This is a genomic window from Pseudoalteromonas mucoides, assembly GCF_049257175.1.
GTDB lineage: Bacteria > Pseudomonadota > Gammaproteobacteria > Enterobacterales > Alteromonadaceae > Pseudoalteromonas.
Genome location: NZ_JBMMUC010000016.1, coordinates 62,322 through 86,288, shown reverse-complemented (window position 1 = coordinate 86,288; position 23,967 = coordinate 62,322). Strand labels below are relative to the sequence as shown.

Here is a 23,967-nt window from a genome sequence, read left to right as displayed (position 1 = left end):
AGTTAACTTTTGACATTAGAGCTTCTGCTCATTTGTAGAGCGTGCATTAACGCGTTTAATTATTAATAAGTATCGGCTTGTCTTTCAATACCGCGAAAGTAAAAGTAGCTGATTTTGAGATTAACTCGGTGTTAATTTTATCACGTAGGAATAGACTTTAGCTATGATTTGCCTATGCCCACATAAAGATTAAGCTTTTGATATTAAAGCTTCTACTCATTTGTAAGGCATGCTTTAGTGCGTTAAATTTAATAAGAGGCTTATAGCGCATTTAAAGCCTTTATTTTGTCGTATTACTTTTTAAAAGTAGCAAAAGTAGCTTTGATGTATTGTAGTAGCGCTAGTTTCGTAACATACGTAATTGTGTGTTTACATTGGATTTGTTTAGTGGAATTATTAAAGCATGTAATAAACGCCGTTTTGGGGTCTCATAACCCCTAAAGTTGTGTTCAATACGCCGTTAGTTTTTACTCAAGGAGTGAGTGTTATCGAATATGCAGAAGAATTCACTAAAGGAGATAAATTAAGAAGAATACTTTTAGCAATGTTGCTAGGGTTATTTATTATGATCACTCATAATAAATGGGTTTTCCCTTTTATCTCTTGGTATGCTGACACAGCCCATTGCCATACTTCGCTGGGTTATTCTGGAATTTCAGTTCTGTGGTATTCGTTATTTGTAGGCCTGCCGCTTTTATGTGCTTTCATAATTGGTGTTGTGACTGTTCCAGTTGGCTACAGAGGTATTATTCAAAAACAGTTTCCTCCCAAGGGAATGAAAGTTTACAAACCCACGAAAATTCTTAGAGGCTGGAAGGGGCATTTAAAGTCGGTATTGCATTTATTAATACCAACGTTATTAATTTTATTGTCTATTTGGGGGTATTTCCAAGTTGATAAGATGCCGCATCAAGTAGCTAAAGGTGTTGACTATAGCCTATGTAAAGCATTGGAGGATAAATGAAAAAAGGACTTACAGATATATTCGAAGTTGACTCTGTGCTAAAGACTCTAGTTTTATGTGTACTGACTATTGGCTCATATTTGATATATAAACTTTACCGTTTTTCAAGCCAAATTAATGAGCATACAGAGCTTAAAATACCTAATTATTTTATTCTTACTACAATAATTTTATTTATCATTTCATTAGGCAGTTTGATTTATGGTTTAGCTAATATTCACGATTTATCAATTTTAAAAAGCTCAATTGTTATTCATGCTATATCAAGTGCTTTCGATGTAACGTGGATAATTATGGTACGTAATCGTATTAATTCAATTGCAGGATCTCATAAAGGTGACAAACTTTGGTTGAACCCGTTTTTTACATCAATTTTTCATGTGATGTATATGCAACATAAAATAAATCAGGGGTAGGATAAAGCGCAATATTACAAGAATATACAGCGGCGTTGAGGCTGTAGGAATATCCTTTTTAGGTTGGATATACAGATCTTGTTTTGCCCGCTTTCAAACCTTGATCCCACTGATTTACTGTGATTAAAAATACCAATAGTTAAATCGCTACCGTCTTAATGTAGTTAATCACTTTGGAGTAACGAGCAATAACTTTGCCTCTTTACCATCGGTTAGCACCGCGACATTTCCTTTTGCTGTAACAAGTACATCTCTTAATCGTCCGGCTGCTTCTGGGAATAGATGAGTTTGGGTAAATTCGCCATATTCTAAATCTACTGCATAAAGTTTTTTATCCACTAATGTAGTGATAAGTACATGCTTTTGCAGTGCAGGAAAGGCACTTTGCTTAGAGCCATAATACGCCATACCAGATGGCGCGATAGAGGGCGTCCAGTCAACTATTGGCTTTTTCATACCCGCATATTCCCTAAAAGGTGAAATACGGGCTTGAGAATAATCTTTACCATTGGTAATTACTGGCCAGCCGTAATTGGTGCCAGCAGTTAAGTAGTTTAGTTCGTCGCCGCCAGCAGGACCATGCTCGTGACTGACTATTTGCTGCGTGTCGTAATCATATACTAAACCTTGGGTGTTACGGTGGCCAATTGAATAAATTGCCCGCGCAGCAAGGTTTTCGTGTTCAATATATGGATTATCGCTTGGCAAGCTACCATCTAAATTAATGCGTAATACTTTACCTAGCTGGCTGGTGATTACTTGTGCTTGCTCTCGGTGATCAAAGCCATCACCACTTGAAAATAATAAAGTGTTGTCGGGCAGAACTAAGGCGCGACCAGCATAATGCTGTGGAGTGTCTTTATCTATTGCTACTTGATAAATTATCTCTGGCTTTGAAAAGTCTGTACCATCAAAGATGGCTTTAGCAATTACGACTCGGTTGGCATCAGCTTTACCTTGAGCATATGTGAAAATTATTTCGTTGGACTGGCTATAGTCAGGAGATAACACGATATCGAGCAATCCGCCTTGGCCTGCAACGTATAAACCATCGAGCGCTAGTTTAACTCGGGTTTGTGCGTTATCTTTCACAATGACTACATGACCATCACGTTCGGTGATTAACCATGTGCCGTTTGGCAGCTCAACCATACTCCACGGTGACTGCAATTGCGTGGCAAGTGTGTTGGTATTATATTGTTCTGCTGGTAGAGGAAAATTTGCATTCACAGGAAGTGACAAAAACCATAACGCGGTAAAGCAACAGATACATTGTCTACGGCGCAAGCCTTTGCTAGTGTAGGTAAAAGGTTTTATTTTGATTTGAGATAACCATGCACTTTTTAACACGTTTATTGCCTTCATTTTTAACCTCTTGGTTACTAACATTCACCCTTGCTAGCTTGTTTCATAGTCAATACGTTGTCAATCAATTAGTGAATGTGGGCGTTGTGGTTGGTTTTAGCGATCGCATTAATTTAACGCTCGATGACTGGCTCGGCTTACTGCCGACCTACGGTGCGATAATAGCCGTTGCACTAGCTATCGCATTTTCGGTCGCAGGGTTTATTTATAAAAAATATCATAAATATGCTATTCAACTATTTGTTTTATCAGGAGTGGTCGCTTTTGCTGTTACTTTAATCGCGATTGAATCTATTATGAATATTACCATCATTGCTGGTGCTAGAGGGTGGGGGTTTTATTTGCAATTAGTTGCAGGTGCAGTAGGTGGCTTTATTTTTGGGTCTTTAACTAAAGCAAGCCGAAGAAATTAACAGCCTAATTTCAACTCATCAGCAGCAATAAACTCCATAGATTAACTTATCAAATGATAGTGTTTTAGAAATTAAGTAGACTAATGGCGTTGCCTATCGGATTGATAATAAACTTAAAAGAGGCACGGGAAGTTTTACACTTCCTCGAATGATTGATAATAATTAGTAAGAAAATCAACTAACGCCTTAACAGCTGGCAATAGGCCGCGCCTAGAAGGGTATACAAGATGAATAATATCAGTTTTAGGTTGCCACTGAGGTAGTAAATGAACCAATGAGCCATCTTTTAATTGCTCCATAACCATAAGTACTGGTAATTCAACGATGCCAATCGCTTTTAAAGCTGCGTTACGTAATGCAATCATATCGGTGGTTACGTAACGTGGTACATGACTTACTTTAGCTTCTTGATCATCAGGACCATAAAGCAGCCAATGGTAATGATGCTGCGGTTGGCCTAAGCCTAAACTTGGCCATGTTGATAATTCTTCAGGCCTTTTAGGCAAACCATATTTATCAACAAGCGCAGGGCTTGCTACTAAGCATTTTCCTCTTTGTGATAATACTCTTAACACGAGTTCACTATCTTCAATCGGGGCTGGCCTGACTCTAATAGCTACATCAATTCCTTCAGCAATTACATCGACTCGGCGGTTAGTTGCTTCGAGTTGAACGTTTACTTTTGGATATTGTGCCATAAAATCAGCGAGTACTTGGCCAATATGAACATGAAGTAATGCAACTGGGCATGATAGTTTTATGGTGCCGCAGGGCTCTGCATGACTAAATTCTACAGCTTCTTTCGCTGCCTCAGCTTCTACAAGCATTGCTTGGCAATGAGAAAGAAACGTCATACCGATTTCAGTTACTTTAAATTGACGAGTTGAACGATAAATCAATCTAACATCTAGCTTATTTTCTAAGGCTGAAATTCGCCTACTTAGTTTTGATTTTGGAATACCCAGCGCTCGTCCAGCGGGTGCAAACCCACCATACTCAACTGTTTTTGCAAAATAATATAAATCATTAAGATCTTGCATAGCTCCAACACCATCGTTCTATTATTAGAACTATGATACTCATTTTTGCTATCTACTCAAACTTATATTTAAAAACTAAACTAATAAGCACGTTAAACAATAGGAGTCAGTAATGAAAGAAGTTGAAAGTGTTTTTTCTGCTCCCGATTTGCATTGGGTGGGAGATGGCTTCCCGGTAAAAACATTATTCTCATATCAGCAACAGGGACAATCTATTAGCCCGTTTTTATTACTTGATCATGCTGGACCAATGCAATTTTATCCCTCTGAGCATCAACGCGGTGTTGGTGAACATCCGCATCGAGGTTTTGAAACAGTCACTATTGTGTATCAAGGAGAAGTTGCACATAAAGATTCCACTGGTGAGCAAGGTGTAATTGGTGAAGGTGATGTGCAATGGATGACGGCGGCAAGTGGAATTGTACACGAAGAGTTTCATTCAAACGCCTTTGCTGAAACAGGTGGCGTATTAGAAATGATGCAGTTATGGGTCAACTTACCCAAGGTCGACAAGATGTCTGCACCTAAATATCAAGAAATTAAAGCAAAGCAAATCCCTAGTGTGGCTTTGCCTGATAAAACTGGTTTTCTACGTGTCATTGCAGGCCAGTTAGCTAACAAAAAAGGACCGGCATCAACTCACAGTCCTATTTTAGTGGCGGATGGTGAAATCAAAACTTCAGGTCACTACCACCTACCGTTACAAAATGGTTGGACAACGATTGTTGTTGTTCGTGATGGACAGTTAAAACTAAATGGAAAAATTTTATCTAAAAATCAAACACTCGCTATTTCAGGATCAGATCATGGGCTTTCTATAGAAGCACTTAGTGATAGTAAATTGTTAATACTTTCAGGAAAGCCAATTGATGAACCTATTATTGGTTATGGCCCTTTCGTAATGAATAGCGAAGCTGAGATAAAACAAGCGATTACAGACTATCAAACTGGAAAGTTTGGTCGTTTAACGCGCATTTAGGTTTCCTAAATGCATATGGTGCATTGCGCACTTTATATAGGAGAAATGAAGATGACTAAACCTTATATTCGTTTAGATAAAGAAGATGCAGCAGTTCTTCTAGTCGATCATCAAACTGGCTTATTATCATTAGTAAGAGATATTGACCCCGATAAATTCAAAAATAATGTGTTAGCGTTGGCAGATTGTGCTAACTATTTTGAATTACCAACTATACTCACTACAAGTTTTGAGGAAGGGCCAAATGGTCCCCTAGTACCGGAACTAAAAGAAATGTTTCCTGATTCGCCTTATATAGCTCGACCTGGTCAGATCAATGCATGGGATAACGAAGATTTTGTTAAGGCAATTAAAGCAACAGGTAAAAAGCAATTAATAATTGCTGGAGTCGTAACAGAAGTATGCGTGGCATTTCCTGTTTTATCAGCAATTGAAGAAGGTTTTGATGTATTTGTAGTCACTGATGCATCTGGTACATTTAATCCAATGACAAGAGATGCCGCATGGGATCGAATGTCGGCAGCAGGCGCACAAATGATGTCGTGGTTTGGTTTAGCATGCGAACTGCACCGTGATTGGCGAAATGATGTAGAAGGGTTAGGGGAGCTTTTCTCAAACCATATACCTGATTACCGCAATTTGATTAATAGCTATACAACATTTAAATCACAGTAGTAGATAAAATAAGGCGTGAAAAAACACGCCTTATTGTTTCAATACATTATAGTGGGGATAAAAATGAGTAGTCAAAGCCAAATAACTGAAATGTCATGTGATATTGAGGCCGGTTGTGGTGCAATTACAAAAATAGTTCATCCAAAAGAAAAAAACCTTGGCGGTTTTTGTGTGCGCCGTACGTTACCTAATCAAGCCATAAAGAATATTGGGCCTTTTATTTTTTTCGATCACATGGGACCTGCAACCTTTGCAGCAGGTGAAGGAATTAATGTTAGGCCGCACCCACACATTAATATCGCAACGGTAACTTATTTATTTGAGGGAGAAATTTTACACCGAGATTCAATCGGAAGTGAGCAAGTTATTCGACCAGGAGATTTAAATCTTATGGTAACAGGCTCAGGTATGGTTCACTCTGAAAGAGAGCCTGCAAGGGTTAAAAATCAAGTGCACTCGATACATGGCTTACAACTTTGGCTAGCTTTACCAGAACAAGATGAAGAAACGGATCCTGCATTTTATCATTACCGCGCACAAGACTTACCCCAATTGGAAATCGATGGTGTTAGTGTAAGAATAATGATAGGAACAGCATTCGGAGCTACATCACCAGTAAAAACTTACAGCTCGACGCTTTATATTGAATCTTATTTAAAAGCGGGGCAATCATTGCAGCTGCCTAATGCGGCACAAAGAGGTTTGTATGTTGTTTCTGGTGAGTTAAAGTTAAAAAACACTCAAATAACTGAACATTCAATGGTTGTACTAGATGCAAACGAACATGTCACAGTCACAGCATATAAAGATAGCCAAATTGCACTCATAGGAGGCGAAAGTTTAGGAAAGCGATATGTTGATTGGAATTTTGTTTCTAGTAATAAGCAGCGAATAGAGCAGGCCAAACAGTTATGGGACGACAGGCAGTTTCCAGAAATAGTAAATGATGCAGATGAATTCATCCCATACCCAGTTGCGGGGAAATAGGGATAGCTGTAAGTATATAATATGGGCCTATCGTTTTAACTACGGTACTTATATTTACCTTATTACTATTTATACGTATGGCCTTCACACAAGTGATTGGTCTTTGTTTTTATCTATTTGGTACACAGCTCTCTATGTTTTATGTACTAGGAGCTACGTGTCCGTATTTGCATTTAACACGATGGGCTCAAACCCTCGTCACTCACATGTATGGCTCAGCTGGGGAAAACGTACTGAGAATTGGTTTATTAGTCTTGCGCTACATTAAATTCACTACAGTGATAATCCAAAACACTTTGATACAAATTTAGGCTCTGCTTTAGCTATTTGGGTTAGGTTATTTGGTACATTAGTTCGTGCTCACCAAGTCGGGAAAATTTCAATTGGTGTTGGTAAATATGATGCAGGCTATAACTCAATTTGGGCAATATGCTCTAAACCTGTATTAGATTCGCTTAAAAGGATATTACTTAAACGCGTAAAATTAAGAAAACCAGCTGCTGATGTGGTTAAAAAAACAATATAAGATCCTAACCTAAAAAGCCAGCAGTAGCTGGCTTTTTAGGTATTACGAGAACTTAGTTTTCTTTTTGGTGGTAGTCTTCTAGCTCTTTTGCGGCATTAGGATCATTAAATACAGCTTCATCTAATTGGCCCTCTGATTTAGCAACAACACAGGTTACCATACAATCACCTGTAACGTTGACAGCTGTGCGAGTCATATCAAGTAAGCGGTCAACACCAATAATAATTGCAATTCCCTCAATCGGTAAACCTACTTGGTTTAGTACCATTGCTAACATTATTAATCCTACACCAGGGACGCCCGCAGTACCTACTGAAGCTAAAGTTGCTGTTAAAACAACCATTAAATAATCGGACAGGGTTAAATCAACACTGAATACCTGGGCTATAAATACGGTCGCAACACCTTGCATGATGGCAGTACCATCCATGTTGATAGTGGCACCTAGAGGAACAGTGAATGAGGCAACAGAATTATGAGCACCTAATTTTTTTGTCGCAGTTTCTAAGGTAATTGGCATCGTAGCACTTGAGCTTGAGGTGCTAAAACCAAATAGGCAAGCATGCTTCATTTTCTTTAAAAAGGTCACAGGATTTAGTCCGGTAAGGACTTTTAGAAGAATTGAATAATTGATGAATGCGTGTATAGCGAGTGCAGCCATCACAACACCAAAGTATTTTGCTAAGCTAACAATTAAATCAAGCTCTATAGTGGTAAATAATTTTGCCATCAAACAAAACACACCATACGGAGCGACATTCATCAACAGTGTAACTAACTTAAGAATAACAGCATTTAAATCTTCAAATACTAAAGCGACACGTTTACCCGCTTTACCACTGAGGGCCATCGCGATACCAAATAAAAGTGAGAACACGATGACTTGCAACATATTGCCACTGGCCATAGCATCAATGGGATTAGTTGGAAACATATCAATAATAACTTGAGCGAGTGTTGGTGCTTGTTTGGCACTGTATGCTGCTTCAGTCGGAAGGTTTATACCTTCACCAGGATTGACAAGAAGAGCAAGTGTCATCGCAACTGTTATTGCAACTGCTGTGGTGATTAAATATAAACCAATAGATTTACCACCTAAACGACCCAGTTTTTTAGGGTCGCTTAAGCTACAGGTTCCACATACGAGAGACACAAATACTAATGGCACAACCAGCATTTTTAAGCTGGCGATAAATATTTGCCCACCAATATGAAATAAACCATCTACAAAGAAGCTCTTAATTGGCAAAGAGAATAACCCAAGCGGGATTAGATAATCGTCTTCGCCAGCTAAAATAGCTTGGAAAATAAAGCCTACAGCCACACCTAGGGCCATGCCAATCATAATACGGGTTGTTAAACTCATTGAACGGATTTTCGACATAGTAACAATCTATTTTTATAAATTTGCCATAGCCTACCAGCCTGCAGATTTTTATACAGAAAAAATCGATAAATATGTAAAAAAAAGTCGGATCAAAAAAACAACTAATAAACTCATAAAAAGTTGTGATTTTAGTGCCAGTTATAGGTTAATATTGAGTAAATATATATTTTAATATTAATAACAAACGCTAGGGAGAGATCAATGCCTTTAATTCGATGGCTCAGTGTTGTGATGTTCAGTTTTCTACTCGCAGCCTGTGGTGGCGGTGGTTCAATTGAAAAGGACGGGGGATCACTTGATGACAGTACAGATTCTGCAACGTATACATTAACTGTAAGTGGTGTATCTGAAACAACAGGTGAAGCCGCTAATGAGGTCTCCTCAGAACAACGTTTACAGCTAACGGCAAAATTGTTGAAAGATGGCGCTGCAGTTTCAGATGTCAGAGTTACTTTTAGCACAGACGGTGAGTACGGAGTTTTTGAACCAACATCAGGCACTGCGATCACTGATGATGATGGTTCTGCAAAAATTCTTCTAGCGGTGGGTAGTAACGCAGGAGCTGGCACTGTTGATGCTTTTGTCACGATTGAGGGCGAAACGATTAGTAGCGCACAGTCGTTTGCATTTACATCAACTGGAGATGCTGATGGCACTGTACAAGATAACTACACAATTACTGTACAAGGGTATACGCAGGACACTGGAACTGCATCTAATACAGTGACAAATGCTGCGCCACTCGATTTAAGGGCCACATTAAAATACAATGATTCAGTTGTAGCCGGTAAGCGCATTGTTTTCTCCTTAACTGATAGTATCGGTTTGTTACAGCCAACGACAGGCTCTGCTTTAACACAAAATGACGGCGTAGCAACAGTTCAGCTTACCGCAGGTAAAGATGCTGGTGCAGGTATGGTTACAGCTACGTACAGTATAGATGGAGATTCTTACTCAGGTACATTTGACTTTCAATCAACCGGTGGGCAAGGAACTGATACAGGGGTATCAGGTACAATTACTCTCGATTTAAATATTTTAGACCAAAGTGGTGCTGTATTTTCAGAGTTAAACCCGGTCAGTAAAGATAATAAAGGTATCGTCACTGCAACATTAAAAGATGATGGACTTCCATTAGCGTCACAATTAATTAGTTTTACGTCTAAATATACAGGTAAAATAACCCCAGAATTAGGGACGGCATTAACCGATGAAAGTGGTGTAGCTACTGTGACATTAAGTAGCGGTAATTTCAAAGGTGCAGGCCAGGTTATAGCAAGTTACGGGTCTGAAAGTGACGAAGTAATAACTAAAACAGCTGGTTTTGTTTCAAATGGCGATGACGCCCCGGTAGAAAATGCACAAGCCGAGTTAGATATAAAACTTTTACAAGGGTGTAATGCTAATTGGGATGCGAATCGAAATTTTGAGGCATTAAATCCACTCGATCCTTCGACTGGTTGTGCAGTGACTAATACATTTTCATCAGATGTATTGATTGATGTTCTTATTAAAGTGGTTGATACGAGTAGTGGTGACGGCATTGCTGGTATTATCGCTGAATTGTCCACTGATTTAGGGCAGCTACTGCCTGATTCAGGAAAAGCATTAACAGATAATTTTGGTTTTGCATTATTAAAATTACAACCTGGAGCAAGTAGTGGTGCTGGAACATTAACTGCAACAGCAAAAGATAGCAGTTTAGATAAAGCTTTCTCAATTAGTACGGCAGAATTAAATGTATCTATTGATAATGGTTTACCCAATTTATTAGATGGCTCGGGCAATCCAATCGAAGGACAATATCAACCATTAGCGGCGGGCGCAACAACTGTTATTACTGTTGAAATTAGAGACAATAATGATGATTTAATAGTTACTCCTTTTGATGTTCAGTTTACATCAAGTTGTGTAGAAAGTGGCAAATCGATTATTGATGAAAACGTGATCAGCATTGGCGGGATTGCGACTTCAACCTATAGAACAAATGGCTGTAAAAGTGCGCAAGGTGATACCGTTATCGCAACGGTATTAACTGGCGGAACACCTGAAATTGCATCTGTTAATATTCCAGTTTCTGAAGCTGATGTGGCATCAATTGAATTTATTTCAGCGGAGCCAAATGTGATTGCTTTAAAGGGCACTGGAGGCGTTGACCGTCAAGAAAACAGTGAACTAACATTTAAATTAATTGATAAAATTGGTCAAGATGTAACAAGCAAACGCTTAGATTTTCGTCTTACATCGACTAATGGTGGGATCAGTTTATCGCATCATAGTGTTGACACTGATGCAGATGGATTAGCACGAGTTCAAGTTAATTCAGGTTTCGTGCCAATGGCAGTAAGAGTGCAAGCGTGCTTTATTCCAGATGATCAAATTCCTGCTGATCAAAATGATGATGTAACGTGTTGGCAAGATGTGTATGCTCAATGCCAACAACCAGAAGCAGACCGAACTGAAGGTGTGAGCTGTCCAATTGGAAATTTATCGCTCGTGTCGTTAGATCAACAAATTATCAGCGTATCAGACTTACTTTCTATTAGTACTGGTCTTCCTGATAACAATAGTTTTACAGCATCCATAACTGATTTTTCAACAGAAACGCTGCAATATGACAACGAAACCTTTGATATTACTGTACTTATAGCAGATCATTTTAATAACCCAGTGCCAGATGGAACCGCTGTCTATTTAACAACAGAGGGAGGGGCTATTGGTACTTTAGATGGTGAGGAGGGTAACCCCCAACTAGAATGCCGATCTATTGATGGTGCCTGTACGGTGCAATGGCGTAGCCAAAATCCTAGACCATTTACGGAAAGTAAGTGGGGGAATAAAGTATCAGATTATAACCCCAAAAAATTATTACTTGTTAAAGCAAAGTACTTAGAAGATATCGAAGGTATTGTTGCTCCAACCTTTGAACAAAGTAATGCAGTATCATTGACACAATTAAACGCAGATACAAATTTTGCTGGATTACTAGAAGAAACGCGCAACTGTGATTTATATAGAAATGCACCAGCGCCCTGTTTGAACGGAATTTTAAATGCGAATAGTAATGAGTTAGGAGTGCCTCTTGGAGCCCGAGCAACAGTTTTAGTTACAGCAAAAGGGCAAGAGTCATTTATTGATATTAATGGCAATGGATTATTTGATAGTAATGAGTATTATTCTGGCTATGATTTGAGTGAAGCGTTTGTTGATCATAATGAAAGTGGTACTTACGATGGTTTATCAGCTATTTATGATCCAGTAACAGCTTCTATAGTCAAAGATGCTCAACTTTGTACTGATGGTTCAGACACTGATCTATGTAGTGAATTTGCAACAAACGGTGCCCATTTTGAGGAACCAATTGGTGATATAGACTCTAATGGCATGCATACATTACGGGATGGCAAGTATAATGGTTTATTATGTACAGAAGCTGCACAAACAGCCAATATATGTAATAAGGAACTTGTAGATGTACGTCGTTCTTTTGAAGTTATTATGTCGGGTAGTACCGTTTATTATCGCTTTGCAATTGATAAAGATTCATTACGTCGTAAGTTTGCTGCAGCAATGGCGGAACCTGAGTTAGATGCAGATGGCAATCCAACCGGTAATCTTTCAGCAAATGCGTTAGGTGTTACTAATAGTATTAATACTTGTTCAGATATTCTAAATCAGTATGATAATTCATCTATTGTAGTGCTCGGCCTTGAAGAAAGTGAAGATGATGAACTGTGTGATATTACAGAAATAAATATTAAGACTTATGACTCTGGTGTGGAGTTGGATGCATTATCTTTTAATTTTTATTACTCCGATATTTATAATAACCCTCTTGCAGCAAATACAAGTGTAGTTGTTGGCAGTGAAAATGGCGATTATAGTGGTGTAGATGATTTTGTGATTGGTAACTCTACAGCAACAAACGCCGCCGTTATAGGACTTGCAATTAGTCGCGAAGCTGAGCCGAATAAAAAATCGGTTGGTGATTTATCTATTTCATTTACGACGCCAAAAGGCAATAACACAACAGCACGATTACAAATTAGTGATGATGGTTAGATGCTTTCGAGCACTTAGATAAAATAAATGCCAACCATTAGGTTGGCATTTTTGTATCTATTCTTATATATTCCACTGCAAATATGTAAAAACACCGTTTTGCCTAAATTAACGGCAATAATTGTTTAATTAATCATTAAAAGTAGAAAAGTTTCGATTAAAAGCTTGTAACAATTGGTGTTTGTAGATATACCTATAAATATTCGTGCCCGAAGTGGGCTAAACACATTTAAAATATTTGGTTAGAAATAGGCAACTATGGGCAAATCGCTAGTAATTGTAGAGTCCCCTGCTAAGGCTAAAACAATTAATAAATATTTAGGAAACGATTTTATCGTTAAGTCCTCTATTGGGCATGTACGAGATCTTCCTACCTCAGGTTCTGGCAAAACCAAAACAGCGCCGACTAAAACGCCAGCTGAAGTGCGCAAAATGTCTCCTGAAGATAAAGCGGCTTATAAAAAGCAGCGTGATTACACCAACCTAGTTGCTCGGATGGGGATCGATCCAGAAAAAGGCTGGGAGCCACATTATGAAGTTCTACCAGGTAAAGAAAAAGTAGTTCAAGAACTTAAGAAACTTGCTGAAAACGCTGACCAAATCTATCTCGCAACGGATTTGGATAGAGAAGGGGAAGCCATAGCTTGGCACCTCGAACAGATTATTGGTGGCGAGCCTGAGAAATATAAACGCGTGGTTTTTAACGAAATCACTAAAAATGCGATTCAACAAGCATTTGAAACACCAGGCGAGCTAAACACTGATATGGTTTATGCTCAACAAGCACGTCGCTTTTTAGACCGTGTTGTTGGTTTTATGGTGTCACCATTATTGTGGGCAAAAGTCGCCCGCGGGTTATCGGCAGGGCGCGTACAGTCAGTTGCCGTACGCTTACTCGTTGAGCGTGAACGTGAAATTAAAGCATTTATCCCAGAAGAGTTTTGGGATATTCATGCGGATGTTAAAAATGCTGAGTCAAACTTACGCTTAGAAGTTGCAAAGCAAGCAGACAAACCATTCAAACCGGTTAATGAATCGCAAGCAATGGCCGCTGTGGCCTCATTAGAAAACGCTGAATATAAAGTAATTAGTGTTGAAGAAAAGCCAAGTAAAAGTAGACCAAGTGCACCATTTATAACCTCGACAATGCAACAAGCTGCCAGTACGCGTTTAGGCTATGGTGTTAAGAAGACCATGATGCTAGCTCAGCGCTTGTATGAAGCCGGTTATATTACTTATATGCGTACTGACTCGACTAACTTGTCAAAAGACGCTGTAGGCATGTGTCGTGATTATGTGGTTGAGCAATATGGTGAGAAATATTTACCAGCAAACCCAATTAACTACAGTTCAAAGGGTAACGCACAAGAAGCGCATGAGGCAATTCGTCCATCGAGTGTCTCTGTTCTATCAGGCCACCTTGATGGTGTTGACCCTGATGCGAAAAAGCTATACGAGCTAATTTGGCGCCAGTTTGTGGCGTGCCAAATGGTGCCTGCTGAATATGACTTAACGACGCTCACTGTTGCAGCGAATGATTTCCACCTTAAAGCCAAAGGCCGTGTATTACGCTTTGATGGTTGGACACGTGTGCAACCAGCTGTACGTAAAAAGAATGAAGAAGATCAATCATTACCTGCAGTAAAAGAAGGTGAAATATTGACCTTGATTGAGCTTGATCCTAAGCAACACTTTACTAAGCCGCCTGCGCGCTTTAGTGAAGCAAGTTTAGTTAAAGAGCTTGAAAAACGTGGTATTGGCCGTCCATCTACTTATGCATCTATCATTTCAACAATACAAGATCGTGGTTATGTACGTGTAGAAAATCGCCGTTTCTTTGCAGAGAAAATGGGTGAGATAGTGACAGATCGGTTAGTTGAAAACTTTACCGATTTAATGAACTTCGATTTTACTGCAAAAATGGAAGGGCGTTTAGATGATATCGCAGAAGGTGAACGCATTTGGACCCAAGTGTTAGATAAATTTTACGCTGATTTTTCTACCCAACTTTCTATTGCCAGTGGCGAAGAAGATGACGGTGGTATGCGTAAAAATGAAATGGTCGAGACGGATATTGATTGCCCAACTTGTAATCGTAAAATGGGTATACGTACCGCTTCTACCGGAGTTTTCCTCGGTTGTACAGGTTACAATCTTCCGCCAAAAGAGCGTTGTACTCAAACCATGAACTTAGTTTCTGGTGATGAGGCAGTGGCAGCGGATGTCGAAGATGTTGAAACAGAGACCTTGATGCAAATGAAGCGTTGCCCAATATGTGAAACGGCAATGGATTCATACCTGATTGATGAAACACGTAAATTGCATGTCTGTGGTAATAACCCAGGGTGTAAAGGTTATGTGGTTGAGCAAGGCACCTTTAAGATAAAAGGCTATGATGGGCCTATTATTGAATGTGATAAATGTGGCTCAGACATGCAGCTCAAATCGGGTCGTTTTGGTAAGTATTTTGGTTGCAGTAATGATGAATGTAAAAACACACGTAAGTTATTACGTAACGGCGAAGCTGCGCCACCAAAAGAGGATCCAGTACAATTACCTGAACTAGAATGCGAAAAGTCGGATGCTTATTTTGTATTGCGTGATGGTGCCGCAGGCATTTTCTTAGCTGCTAATACATTCCCTAAATCACGTGAAACACGGGCACCTAAAGTTGAAGAACTCCAGCGTTTTAGAGACCGTATATCACCTAAGTTTTATTACTTAGCTGATGCACCTGCAAAAGATCCTGACGGTAACTTAGCAATTGTACGCTACAGCCGTAAGAATAAAGAGCAGTACGTAATGACCGAGGTTGAAGGTAAAGCAACGGGCTGGACAGCACATTATAATGCTGGAAAGTGGGTTGAAGAGGCAAAGAAAAAAGCCGCGCCTAAAAAGAAAGCAGCCGCTAAAAAAACACCAGCCAAAAAAGCAGCGCCAAAAAAGGCCGCTACAAAAGCTAAAAAAACTGATGATTAGTAGTTGAGCACGTAAAGTGCTCAACTATTAATACACCAGTAATAAAACCGGGATGCACAACCTTGTGTCATCCCGGTTTTAGTATGATCAAGCGATTTTTTAAATATTAACGTCAGTTACTTTTTTGTAGCCTTCAGTCTCAAGCTCGTCATTTACGCACTTCAAAACGTATGGTTTAAGCGCTTCATTGCTTATATCGTCGTCCTTAGCCCAATCTAAACACATTTCAGTGTATTCTTGGATAGTTTCAGCAGAGGCTTCAACAGCGTTTTGAGCGACAGCATAAGTCGTAGCAAGGCTAAAAAAGGGCGCTACGATTAGTGCTAGCAATGGTTTTTTCATTTGTTCATTCCTAAATAAAGTATTTATACCAATTTTACTAAGTTACTCGCTGCTAAATAGCAGGTTTTAAATAATGTCACTGGTATGACGATTACTTATAAAAAAGTAACAGTTAACCAATAGAGAAATGCTCAGTTGGTATAGAGATTCTTAATCGAAATGAAAATAAAAGATAACGAAAAATTTTTATCGTTAAGATAAAATAAATATACGATAAACACTGTTTAAGTGTTTGTATCATAATATAAACTCGTTTAAAGTCTGTTTTTTAGTAAATTAAGAGTGTTATGGATCAGCAACCAAGCAATAAAGCCCCAAGACAAGCAGGTAAAGCAGAACTTGCTCTTGAATCATTGATTTTTCGCGGACGCTGGCTATTGGCTCCATTTTTTGTTGGTTTATTGTTTGCGGTTATTTTATTACTGTTCAAGTTTTTCAAACAGCTATATTTGATGGGTGTAGCGACCTTTACTGCAACAAGCCAAGAACTGTTAGTGGGTATTTTAACGTTAGTAGACACTGCATTGTTGGCGGGGTTATTACTAATCATCATTTTTAGTGGTTATGAAAATTTTGTTTCCAAGCTCAATATTGATAATCATGAAGATCGTCCTGCGTGGATGGGAAAAGTGGGGTTCTCAGGTTTAAAAATGAAGTTGATTAGCGCGATCGTTGCTATTTCAGCGGTTGAACTATTAAAAGTATTTATCAGCTCGTCATCCTATACAAGTGAAGAGCTTATTTTAAAAGTAGTGATCCACGTCACGTTTGTAATCTCAGGTGTATTGTTCGCATTAACAGATTATATAAACAGTAAAACACAAAGCCATTAAACTCGGTAGGCTGGTTCTAGCAGCCTACCATACTTTATTATTTAAAAATTGCTAACCACATTGCCTTTAAAGTAGGTTCTTTTCCATACATATTCATACCCATTTTAAAAATCCGTGCGGCACAAATGCGTAAATAATAAAAACAGGCAATACTCAGTAAGAGTGAAAGCAATGGCTGCCAAAATGGTAATTCAACTAATGACAAACGCACAGGCATTACTGCAAATGCAGTAATAGGCAAGTAACTCAGTACTGTACTTAGAACACTATTAGGTGTATCTATTATAAAATAAGCAATAGCAATAGGGGCTATGGGTAGCATCATTAACGCGCTTTTACTGCTGTGGTTTGGGTCATCAATACCTGCTGCAATTGCTGCCATAAATGCAGCACATATACCCAATCCAGCAATTGCAAATACAGCAAACCAAGGTAGCATTGCCCAGTTTATAAAATCTAAACTCAATGTTTGTTGATTTATAACAACGGTGAAAAATAACATAGAGAGTATAATTGAGAGTAATGTGCCAAACATGGTTTTAAGTGCTAATAAAATCTGTCCGCTTAGTTTGCCATCAATCCAGGTTTGTGGCGTCATAGTGGCCATTAATTGCTCGGTTACTCGATTTTGTTTTTCACCAGTAATACTCACAAATAACTGACCAAATACACCAAACATTGCAACAAAAAGTAAAATCAATACACCAAAAGCGGTGTATGTTTGGCTTTTATCAGCTTGATTTTTTAGCTCTTCATTTAAAATATAATGTTCAACGTCTGTATTTTTAGCTAGACCAACACGTTGCGCTTGGGTTAGGTTAATTGCATCGAGTTGTTCCTGCTTGAGCGCTGAATTAAGTTGGCTTTTTAATGTAGTTTGCCAGCTGTCTTTTTCAGCAGTTATGAGTGTGTACTTTTTAGTAATGGAATCATATTTCAGTATGCCATCATAGTCATTGACCTCATTTAATTTAGGCTCGACAGCACTAACATCATCAACCTTAATAAATTTAAATGCAGTGTCAGTTGGTATTGCTAACTCAAAGGCTTTATTAACTGCAATATTATATTGTTGGGTGAGTTGGGTGCTATTAGTAGCGAAAAAGTAAATAATTCCTGCGATTATCAACATAACAAGCTTAGAAATAATTTCTTGCTTTAGTTTAAAAAAATGCAAGAACTCCCATTTTGCTACTGTCCAAATTTGTTTGTGTGTCAGTGAACTTTGCTTGTTCATGATACCGCTCCTTGATGAACTTGTTTATTATGTTCAGCTACAGCTTGTAAATAAATTGAATGTAAGGATTGAGATTGGTTTTTTAGTTCACTGATGTCGCCAACTCTGATCAAAACTGGCAGTAATTGACTGAGTGATTGCTGTTCATTTAGTGTTATAGAGACGTGATTGGCACTAAGTTGTTTACTTAGGTAAGTATCTAAAAGAGCGTATTGTTCCGGCTCGATAGGCTGTTCAAAAATGACATCAATCACGTTATTATTAAATTGCTCAAAAATATCATGAAGCTGACCATACAGTACGCTTTGGCCTTTATTTAATAACAGTACTCTATCGGCCAGCTTTTCAACCATGGCCATTTGATGTGCACTGAGTATCACGGTCATACCTTGTTGTTTTAATTCAGCTAAAAACTCTACAACTAACTCCTGATTGATTGGATCAAGCCCGGAAAATGGTTCATCAAGAATAACCCATTTTGGCTTATGTAAAATGGCCGTAATCAACTGAACTTTTTGTTGGTTTCCTTTTGAAAGGGACTTAAGAGGGTCGTTTATGCGCTCAACTAAGTTGAATTTATCTAACCAATGTTGGCAGCGGATATCAAAGTCAGCATCTTTAACGCCATGCAACTGAGCAAAAAAATGTAAATTTTGCTTAACCGTTTTCTCAGGATACAGCCCTCTATCTTCAGGCAAATAGCCTAATAAATGAGTTGGGATATTACAATACTGTGCATTTGCATCGGTTAGCTTAATAGAGCCCGCATCGGGATAAGTAAATCCAACCAGCATCTTCACAAGAGACGATTTACCCGCTCCATTTGGGCCTAATAGCGCAAAAATTTCACCCGTTTGTACGTCAAATGACAGCTTGTTGACTGCGGAGACTTTATCGTAGTGTTTTTCAAGATTTGAGATGGTTAATGACATAGGAGCCTTACGGTATTGTTTTATTAATTGTAACTAATTGGTGAACATGGTGTAACTAAAAAAATTGTAAGAAAAAGTGTAAAGAATCAAGGAACAGTGTCATACTGTTCGTGATATTTCGCGAGTGGATGTGTTGTTAATGATTAAGCAGTTTTTAAATGACCCAAGTTTGTTATTAAATGCCGTAGGAGAGGGAATTTATGGTTTTGATTTGTCGGGTAATGCGGTTTTTGTGAATCCGGCAGCCGAACAAATGACAGGTTGGAGTGCAACTGAACTCTTAGGAAAAAACATTCACAAGTACCATCACCATAGCCATACAGACGGCAGTCCGTATCCGGCTGATGAATGCCAAATTTATTGTACTATGTTTGATGGCATTCATCGGCAAGTTAAAGATGAAGTGTTTTGGCGAAAAGACGGTACAAGCTTTCCTGTGGAATATACATCGACTCCGATATATAAAAATGGTCAACTAATTGGTGCAGTCGCTGTGTTTCGCGATGTATCAAAGCAACACGAAACTGAGTTAGCTTTACGTCAAGCCCTCGCGCAAGTTCAGGACTTAAGTGAACAACTGAAAGATGAAAATAGCTACCTTACAGCACAGTTAAACGAAGATTGGCAAGAATCAGGGTTAGTCGGTAAAAGCCATATTTTTCACGCTATGCTAGAACAAATAAAATTAGTAAGTCCAACCAACAGTACTGTATTAATATTAGGGGAAAATGGCACGGGTAAAGAGTTAGTTGCGCGTAACTTACATCGTTTGAGCAATCGCAGCACTCAATCATTTATTAAAGTTAATTGCGCAGCATTTACTGCAAGTTTGCTCGAGTCTGAATTATTTGGTCATGAAAAAGGGGCTTTTACAGGCGCAAATGAAAGACGTAAAGGGCGTTTTGAGTTGGCACATAACGGCACACTGTTTTTAGATGAAATAGCCGAATTACCACTTGAAGCACAGAGCAAATTACTACGAGTTTTACAAGAACAAGAGTTTGAACGAGTTGGTGGCAGCCACACAATCAAGGTAAATATACGCGTTATTGCAGCAACAAACAGCGATTTATGGAAAATGGTCGAAGAGGGGACGTTTAGAATTGATCTATATTATCGACTAAATGTGTTTCCGATCAGAGTCCCCGCACTTAAAGAGCGTAAAGAAGATATCCCACTTTTATGCATTAACTTGGTGCAACAGCTAAATAAGCGTTTAGGGAAACAGTTAAAAGGGCTTAGTAATAAGGCGCTAAGTCAATTACAAGCTTATGATTGGCCAGGTAATATTCGTGAATTACAAAACGTGTTAGAGCGTGAAGCCATTTTATCGAAGCAACCGATTCTGAATCTAACTCAACCGCTGAATTTTCATTCGAAAGCACCTGTTAATACCTCACTGTCACTTGATGATTTATTGCGGCAGCATATAAGTAGTGTTCTTGTTCTGACAAACAATAAAGTATCAGGTGCTGATGGTGCTGCAAGTTTATTAGGTGTCCCTGAAAGTACACTTAGATCTAAAATGAAAAAGTTAGGGTTAGTTAAGTTCTCGTGATATATCACGAAATTCGCTTTATATCACGAATGTTATTTTTATTAAATTTATTAAGGTGTTGTATTTTAAGGCTTTATATTATCTTTTAGTTTGGTCTGAAAGTTGCAAATACTTACATATCACCGTCTCTATGAAGTAAGTATTATGAAGTTTGATATTAAAGAAGAAGATATGATCATTAAGCCCTACAAGCATGAAGGGCCAATATACATTCGTGAGCAAAAGGGCTTTTTCCAACGCATCCGACAAACCCTCGGGTGGTTGCTTATGCTCACTTTTATTGCCATTCCATGGATCTCCTACAAAGGTCAGCAAGCAGTTTTACTTGATGTTGCAACGCAGAAATTCAGCATTTTTGGCTTAACCCTGCTACCGCAAGACTTTATGATACTTGCGCTGCTGTTTATGTTAAGTGCTTTTGCACTTTTTTTTGTTACAAACTGGCTTGGCCGGGTATGGTGCGGATACACCTGCCCGCAAACTATTTGGATGTTACTATTTTCGTGGGTGGAACAACGTGTTGAAGGGACTCGTAATCAACGTATTAAACTTGATAAATCACCATGGAGCTTTACTAAATGGCGTAAAAAAATCACCAAACACAGTGTTTGGCTAATGATCTCAATTTTTACAGCGACTTCATTTATGGCGTATTTCATACCTGCAAAGTCACTATATAGCGACATGCTTACATTACAATTGACAGATATCACCAGTTTTTGGGTGTTTTTCTTTGCTTTTTGTACTTATGGCAATGCAGGGTTTTTACGGGAGAAAATGTGCACGGTTGCATGCCCTTACTCACGCTTCCAATCAGTTATGTTTGATAAAGATACGTTACTGGTTACTTATGATAGTGAAAGAGGAGAAAACCGTGGCCCACGTAAACGTAAAGCAGATCCTAAACAGTTAGGCTTAGGTGATTGTGTCGATTGTAATTTGTGTGTAGAGGTATGCCCAGCGGGTATAGATATTCGTAATGGTTTACAGTATGAGTGTATTAATTGTGGTTTATGTATAGACGCATGCGATGATACGATGAACAAGTTTGGTTACGATAAAGGGCTAATAAAATATGCCAGTGAAAAACAAATGTCCGGTGGGACGACCAATCCATTTAGATTAAAGCTTATTGGGTATGGTGGACTAACATTGCTGTTATCGATTGCGATGGTTGCGTGGCTAGGCGCACGAACACCAATCGAAGTCTCAGTTTTACGTGATAGAAACGCCCTCTACAGAATGAACTATGAAGGCCTGGTAGAAAACCCTTATACTTTAACTATTATTAATAAAACTCAGCAGCCCATGCATTACCGTATTTCATTAAAGGGGTTTGATGTTGCAACACTTAAGAGCCCGCAAAACACACGAGTCGAGCCAGGTGTTATGAAGCAAATACCAGTCACTATTGTTGCTGACGGCTATGATTTAGCTAAAAAAATGACAAAGCTTGAGTTTGTTGTTACAGCAAATGAAGATGCTAGTATTACACAAACGCAGCCAAGTTTATTTTATCGAAATTAAAGATTCGAGAAGGTTTTTAAAGTTTAGAGTGCAGGCTCTGTTATCATCTTTTCAATATATAACTTTGCATCATCTAAGCTATTAAATAAGTAGTCATGAATGTTTAAGTGATTAAGGCCTGCATTATTCAGTACGCGTTGCATTTGGTTTATAGCAAGGGTTGAACCTAATATATAAGCACTGGCGATACAGCCTTCATTGAACATATGGGTTGTTAATTTTACAAAGCTTTTTTCTGCTTCGGGAGTAGCAGCTTGAGCAGAAAAAGAATTACTTATATAACCCCAGGGGGCGCCTGCGAATGTTTTAACGCGGTTTAATAACGCATTGCTAACATCATTCACTAAACGATCATTAATATTGCCTGCAAAGCTAGCTGTAATAATGTTGTTTTTATGTTGCAAAGTGACGTGCCCATACTTATTTTTAAATTCCAATTTCTGTCCTTGCTAAAATTAAAGAGCGCGAATTTTAAACAAATACAGACTTAAGTCTAGTTCTTTATTACTACTTTGCGTTATTTGCATAAATTAACTAGTGCCTTTATTTTTTATAGAAGTGACAACTATAAAAATAAACCAAAGTGGATATTTTTTCCTTAAAACTGTAAGTGAAAGGTATACACACTTTGGTCCAAACTGTTAATTATTTTGCTAAAATGTAATCTAATCCGCCAGTAATAGCGGCAACTTGGGCAAGGATACATTCTTCCTCTGTCGCCGTTGGGCTATCAGGGTATACCTCTGTTGTCGTTACATATCGTGCGTCAGTAAAACCCATGCATAAACCTAATTTACGAGCACTATAATTAATTACACCCAACTGCTCTTGAGGTACACCAATCAATTCATTGTTCTCATCACTTGGCGCAATATGAGTAACTTGTGCAACCGTCTTAATAATCGCTGTTTGAAATGCAGGCTCTGGTTTTACTGAATCTGCAACGAGGTAAAACCCATCAGGTATATTCCAATTTGTATTTACCGTACCTTCGCGGGCCGCAAGGGCTGGCCTAAACTCACTGTTATCAGTGTCTGTGGTTTCATGTAAATCAATATGTGCAATTGGCGAGATATTGTTGTTTTGCATATAGGCCATTATTGCTGCCGACTCAGGGGCTGGACTATCAGCATAAAACGAGCGGTTAGGGTCTACGGCTGCAGGGTTCCAGCGATTAATCGTTTCGTAACCCCACGGACTAATGCAAGGGGCAATAAGTAAATTGAAATGTTCGCTGTATTGCGCAGCCTTTGTTTTTACAAATCGCAGTGCTCCATGTACACCACTGGTTTCATAACCATGAACACCACCTGTAACTAATACGCATGGTTTATCAGCTTGCCAGTTTTTAGTTTTGATGACATAAAGTGGGTAGCGTTCAATGTTGTACTTCAGTGCGCCGTACTGCTGTACATCAAACTGCTCATTTAATTCATTAATCACAGACACTACTTGCTGCTTATAGCTGCGCTTAATCGTTTGATTATTAAACCATAGTTGTTTTTCTTGATCTGACCAAGGAGTGCCGCTGGTGCCAATTGGGTATATTTTTTCGCTCATAAAATCTTCACGTTTATAAATAAAGGCCATAGCTTATCGATGGCGATACCTCAACGCAACAACTGGGTACTGATAGCGGACATTTATCCTGTGTTGTTATTATTAGTTTGTTAGAATTATTCGGTTTGCTGTTTCAATGAATGAAAACAACCCTCCCCATGGAATGGGCCAGTAGTGTGGGTGAT

19 protein-coding genes are annotated in these 23,967 nt (G+C 38.7%); 11 read left to right on the top strand and 8 right to left on the bottom strand.

Features of this window, described 5'->3' with window-relative positions; genetic code table 11:
* Positions 1 to 478 precede the first annotated feature (478 nt).
* Both AAEU30_RS16940 and AAEU30_RS16935 read left to right on the top strand, forming a co-directional pair.
* A complete protein-coding gene (locus tag AAEU30_RS16940) occupies positions 479 to 964 on the top strand; it encodes a hypothetical protein (RefSeq protein WP_421961530.1) in 486 nt (161 codons plus the stop codon).
* Complete coding sequence (locus AAEU30_RS16935) at positions 961 to 1,380, top strand: hypothetical protein (protein ID WP_421961529.1); 420 nt, start codon at positions 961 to 963, stop codon at positions 1,378 to 1,380. Before AAEU30_RS16940 ends, AAEU30_RS16935 begins: the two co-directional genes overlap by 4 nt.
* 168 nt (positions 1,381 to 1,548) lie before the next feature.
* Here the strand turns inward: AAEU30_RS16935 and AAEU30_RS16930 are convergent, their stop codons facing one another.
* Positions 1,549 to 2,730, bottom strand: a complete 1,182-nt coding sequence (locus tag AAEU30_RS16930; protein ID WP_421961567.1) for a PQQ-dependent sugar dehydrogenase — start codon at positions 2,728 to 2,730, stop codon at positions 1,549 to 1,551.
* Between AAEU30_RS16930 and AAEU30_RS16925 the strand changes: the two genes are divergently transcribed.
* Positions 2,715 to 3,158, top strand: a complete 444-nt coding sequence (locus tag AAEU30_RS16925; RefSeq protein WP_421961528.1) for a hypothetical protein — start codon at positions 2,715 to 2,717, stop codon at positions 3,156 to 3,158. The two genes, AAEU30_RS16930 and AAEU30_RS16925, sit on opposite strands and share 16 nt — an antisense overlap.
* 134 nt (positions 3,159 to 3,292) lie before the next feature.
* On the opposite strand, the gene AAEU30_RS16920 is transcribed toward AAEU30_RS16925, so the two are convergent.
* Positions 3,293 to 4,198 (bottom strand): LysR family transcriptional regulator, encoded by a 906-nt coding sequence (locus AAEU30_RS16920; RefSeq protein ID WP_421961527.1) that lies wholly within the window; start codon positions 4,196 to 4,198, stop codon positions 3,293 to 3,295.
* Between the two features lie 112 nt (positions 4,199 to 4,310).
* Here AAEU30_RS16920 and AAEU30_RS16915 point away from each other — a divergent pair, with 112 nt between their 5' ends.
* From AAEU30_RS16915 to AAEU30_RS16905, 3 genes are all read left to right on the top strand, one after another.
* Positions 4,311 to 5,177, top strand: a complete 867-nt coding sequence (locus tag AAEU30_RS16915; protein ID WP_421961525.1) for a pirin family protein — start codon at positions 4,311 to 4,313, stop codon at positions 5,175 to 5,177.
* Between the two features lie 51 nt (positions 5,178 to 5,228).
* Entirely contained in the window at positions 5,229 to 5,852 is a 624-nt protein-coding gene (ycaC, locus tag AAEU30_RS16910) for an isochorismate family cysteine hydrolase YcaC (RefSeq protein WP_421961524.1), read from the top strand.
* Positions 5,853 to 5,915: 63 nt separating this feature from the next.
* Positions 5,916 to 6,839 (top strand): pirin family protein, encoded by a 924-nt coding sequence (locus tag AAEU30_RS16905; RefSeq protein ID WP_421961523.1) that lies wholly within the window; start codon positions 5,916 to 5,918, stop codon positions 6,837 to 6,839.
* A 578-nt stretch (positions 6,840 to 7,417) separates the two neighbouring features.
* Here AAEU30_RS16905 and AAEU30_RS16900 read toward each other — a convergent pair.
* Entirely contained in the window at positions 7,418 to 8,749 is a 1,332-nt protein-coding gene (locus tag AAEU30_RS16900; protein ID WP_421961522.1) for a dicarboxylate/amino acid:cation symporter, read from the bottom strand.
* A 204-nt stretch (positions 8,750 to 8,953) separates the two neighbouring features.
* Here AAEU30_RS16900 and AAEU30_RS16895 point away from each other — a divergent pair, with 204 nt between their 5' ends.
* Both AAEU30_RS16895 and topA read left to right on the top strand, forming a co-directional pair.
* Entirely contained in the window at positions 8,954 to 12,814 is a 3,861-nt protein-coding gene (locus AAEU30_RS16895; RefSeq protein WP_421961521.1) for a hypothetical protein, read from the top strand.
* A 258-nt stretch (positions 12,815 to 13,072) separates the two neighbouring features.
* The gene (topA, locus tag AAEU30_RS16890; protein ID WP_421961520.1) at positions 13,073 to 15,793 is read left to right on the top strand and encodes a type I DNA topoisomerase; all 2,721 of its coding nucleotides are present in this window, start codon (positions 13,073 to 13,075) and stop codon (positions 15,791 to 15,793) included.
* Positions 15,794 to 15,892: 99 nt separating this feature from the next.
* On the opposite strand, the gene AAEU30_RS16885 is transcribed toward topA, so the two are convergent.
* A complete protein-coding gene (locus tag AAEU30_RS16885; RefSeq protein WP_421961519.1) occupies positions 15,893 to 16,135 on the bottom strand; it encodes a hypothetical protein in 243 nt (80 codons plus the stop codon).
* A 287-nt stretch (positions 16,136 to 16,422) separates the two neighbouring features.
* On the opposite strand from AAEU30_RS16885, the gene AAEU30_RS16880 reads away from it, so the two are divergent.
* Positions 16,423 to 16,968, top strand: coding sequence for a TIGR00645 family protein (locus AAEU30_RS16880; RefSeq protein WP_421961518.1), 546 nt, complete (start codon positions 16,423 to 16,425; stop codon positions 16,966 to 16,968).
* Positions 16,969 to 17,005: 37 nt separating this feature from the next.
* Here the strand turns inward: AAEU30_RS16880 and AAEU30_RS16875 are convergent, their stop codons facing one another.
* A complete protein-coding gene (locus tag AAEU30_RS16875; protein WP_421961517.1) occupies positions 17,006 to 18,205 on the bottom strand; it encodes an ABC transporter permease in 1,200 nt (399 codons plus the stop codon).
* A complete protein-coding gene (locus AAEU30_RS16870) occupies positions 18,202 to 19,137 on the bottom strand; it encodes an ABC transporter ATP-binding protein (RefSeq protein ID WP_421961516.1) in 936 nt (311 codons plus the stop codon). The genes AAEU30_RS16875 and AAEU30_RS16870 overlap by 4 nt, the downstream gene beginning before the upstream one ends.
* Before the next feature lie 139 nt (positions 19,138 to 19,276).
* Between AAEU30_RS16870 and AAEU30_RS16865 the strand changes: the two genes are divergently transcribed.
* Together AAEU30_RS16865 and ccoG are read left to right on the top strand one after the other, a co-directional pair.
* A complete protein-coding gene (locus AAEU30_RS16865) occupies positions 19,277 to 20,695 on the top strand; it encodes a sigma-54 interaction domain-containing protein (protein ID WP_421961515.1) in 1,419 nt (472 codons plus the stop codon).
* Positions 20,696 to 20,839: 144 nt separating this feature from the next.
* On the top strand, positions 20,840 to 22,222 hold the full coding sequence (gene ccoG / locus AAEU30_RS16860; RefSeq protein WP_421961514.1) for a cytochrome c oxidase accessory protein CcoG: 1,383 nt from the start codon (positions 20,840 to 20,842) through the stop codon (positions 22,220 to 22,222).
* Positions 22,223 to 22,245: 23 nt separating this feature from the next.
* Here ccoG and AAEU30_RS16855 read toward each other — a convergent pair whose 3' ends face one another.
* The gene (locus tag AAEU30_RS16855; RefSeq protein WP_421961512.1) at positions 22,246 to 22,659 is read right to left on the bottom strand and encodes a hypothetical protein; all 414 of its coding nucleotides are present in this window, start codon (positions 22,657 to 22,659) and stop codon (positions 22,246 to 22,248) included.
* A gap of 208 nt (positions 22,660 to 22,867) precedes the next feature.
* Positions 22,868 to 23,782: a M14 family metallopeptidase gene (locus AAEU30_RS16850; RefSeq protein ID WP_421961511.1), complete on the bottom strand. Its 915-nt coding sequence runs from the start codon at positions 23,780 to 23,782 to the stop codon at positions 22,868 to 22,870.
* Positions 23,783 to 23,967: the final 185 nt, after the last annotated feature.

Bases quoted from the DNA above. Each gene is read 5' to 3' on its own strand.
- AAEU30_RS16850 (WP_421961511.1), bottom strand. From the start codon at position 23,782: ATGAGCGAAAAAATATACCCAATTGGCACCAGCGGCACTCCTTGGTCA.
- AAEU30_RS16915 (WP_421961525.1), top strand. From the start codon at position 4,311: ATGAAAGAAGTTGAAAGTGTTTTTTCTGCTCCCGATTTGCATTGGGTG.
- AAEU30_RS16885 (WP_421961519.1), bottom strand. From the start codon at position 16,135: ATGAAAAAACCATTGCTAGCACTAATCGTAGCGCCCTTTTTTAGCCTT.
- AAEU30_RS16920 (WP_421961527.1), bottom strand. From the start codon at position 4,198: ATGCAAGATCTTAATGATTTATATTATTTTGCAAAAACAGTTGAGTAT.
- ccoG (WP_421961514.1), top strand. From the start codon at position 20,840: ATGAAGTTTGATATTAAAGAAGAAGATATGATCATTAAGCCCTACAAG.
- topA (WP_421961520.1), top strand. From the start codon at position 13,073: ATGGGCAAATCGCTAGTAATTGTAGAGTCCCCTGCTAAGGCTAAAACA.
- AAEU30_RS16895 (WP_421961521.1), top strand. From the start codon at position 8,954: ATGCCTTTAATTCGATGGCTCAGTGTTGTGATGTTCAGTTTTCTACTC.
- ycaC (WP_421961524.1), top strand. From the start codon at position 5,229: ATGACTAAACCTTATATTCGTTTAGATAAAGAAGATGCAGCAGTTCTT.
- AAEU30_RS16865 (WP_421961515.1), top strand. From the start codon at position 19,277: ATGATTAAGCAGTTTTTAAATGACCCAAGTTTGTTATTAAATGCCGTA.
- AAEU30_RS16905 (WP_421961523.1), top strand. From the start codon at position 5,916: ATGAGTAGTCAAAGCCAAATAACTGAAATGTCATGTGATATTGAGGCC.
- AAEU30_RS16925 (WP_421961528.1), top strand. From the start codon at position 2,715: ATGCACTTTTTAACACGTTTATTGCCTTCATTTTTAACCTCTTGGTTA.
- AAEU30_RS16935 (WP_421961529.1), top strand. From the start codon at position 961: ATGAAAAAAGGACTTACAGATATATTCGAAGTTGACTCTGTGCTAAAG.
- AAEU30_RS16900 (WP_421961522.1), bottom strand. From the start codon at position 8,749: ATGTCGAAAATCCGTTCAATGAGTTTAACAACCCGTATTATGATTGGC.
- AAEU30_RS16870 (WP_421961516.1), bottom strand. From the start codon at position 19,137: ATGTCATTAACCATCTCAAATCTTGAAAAACACTACGATAAAGTCTCC.
- AAEU30_RS16875 (WP_421961517.1), bottom strand. From the start codon at position 18,205: ATGAACAAGCAAAGTTCACTGACACACAAACAAATTTGGACAGTAGCA.
- AAEU30_RS16880 (WP_421961518.1), top strand. From the start codon at position 16,423: ATGGATCAGCAACCAAGCAATAAAGCCCCAAGACAAGCAGGTAAAGCA.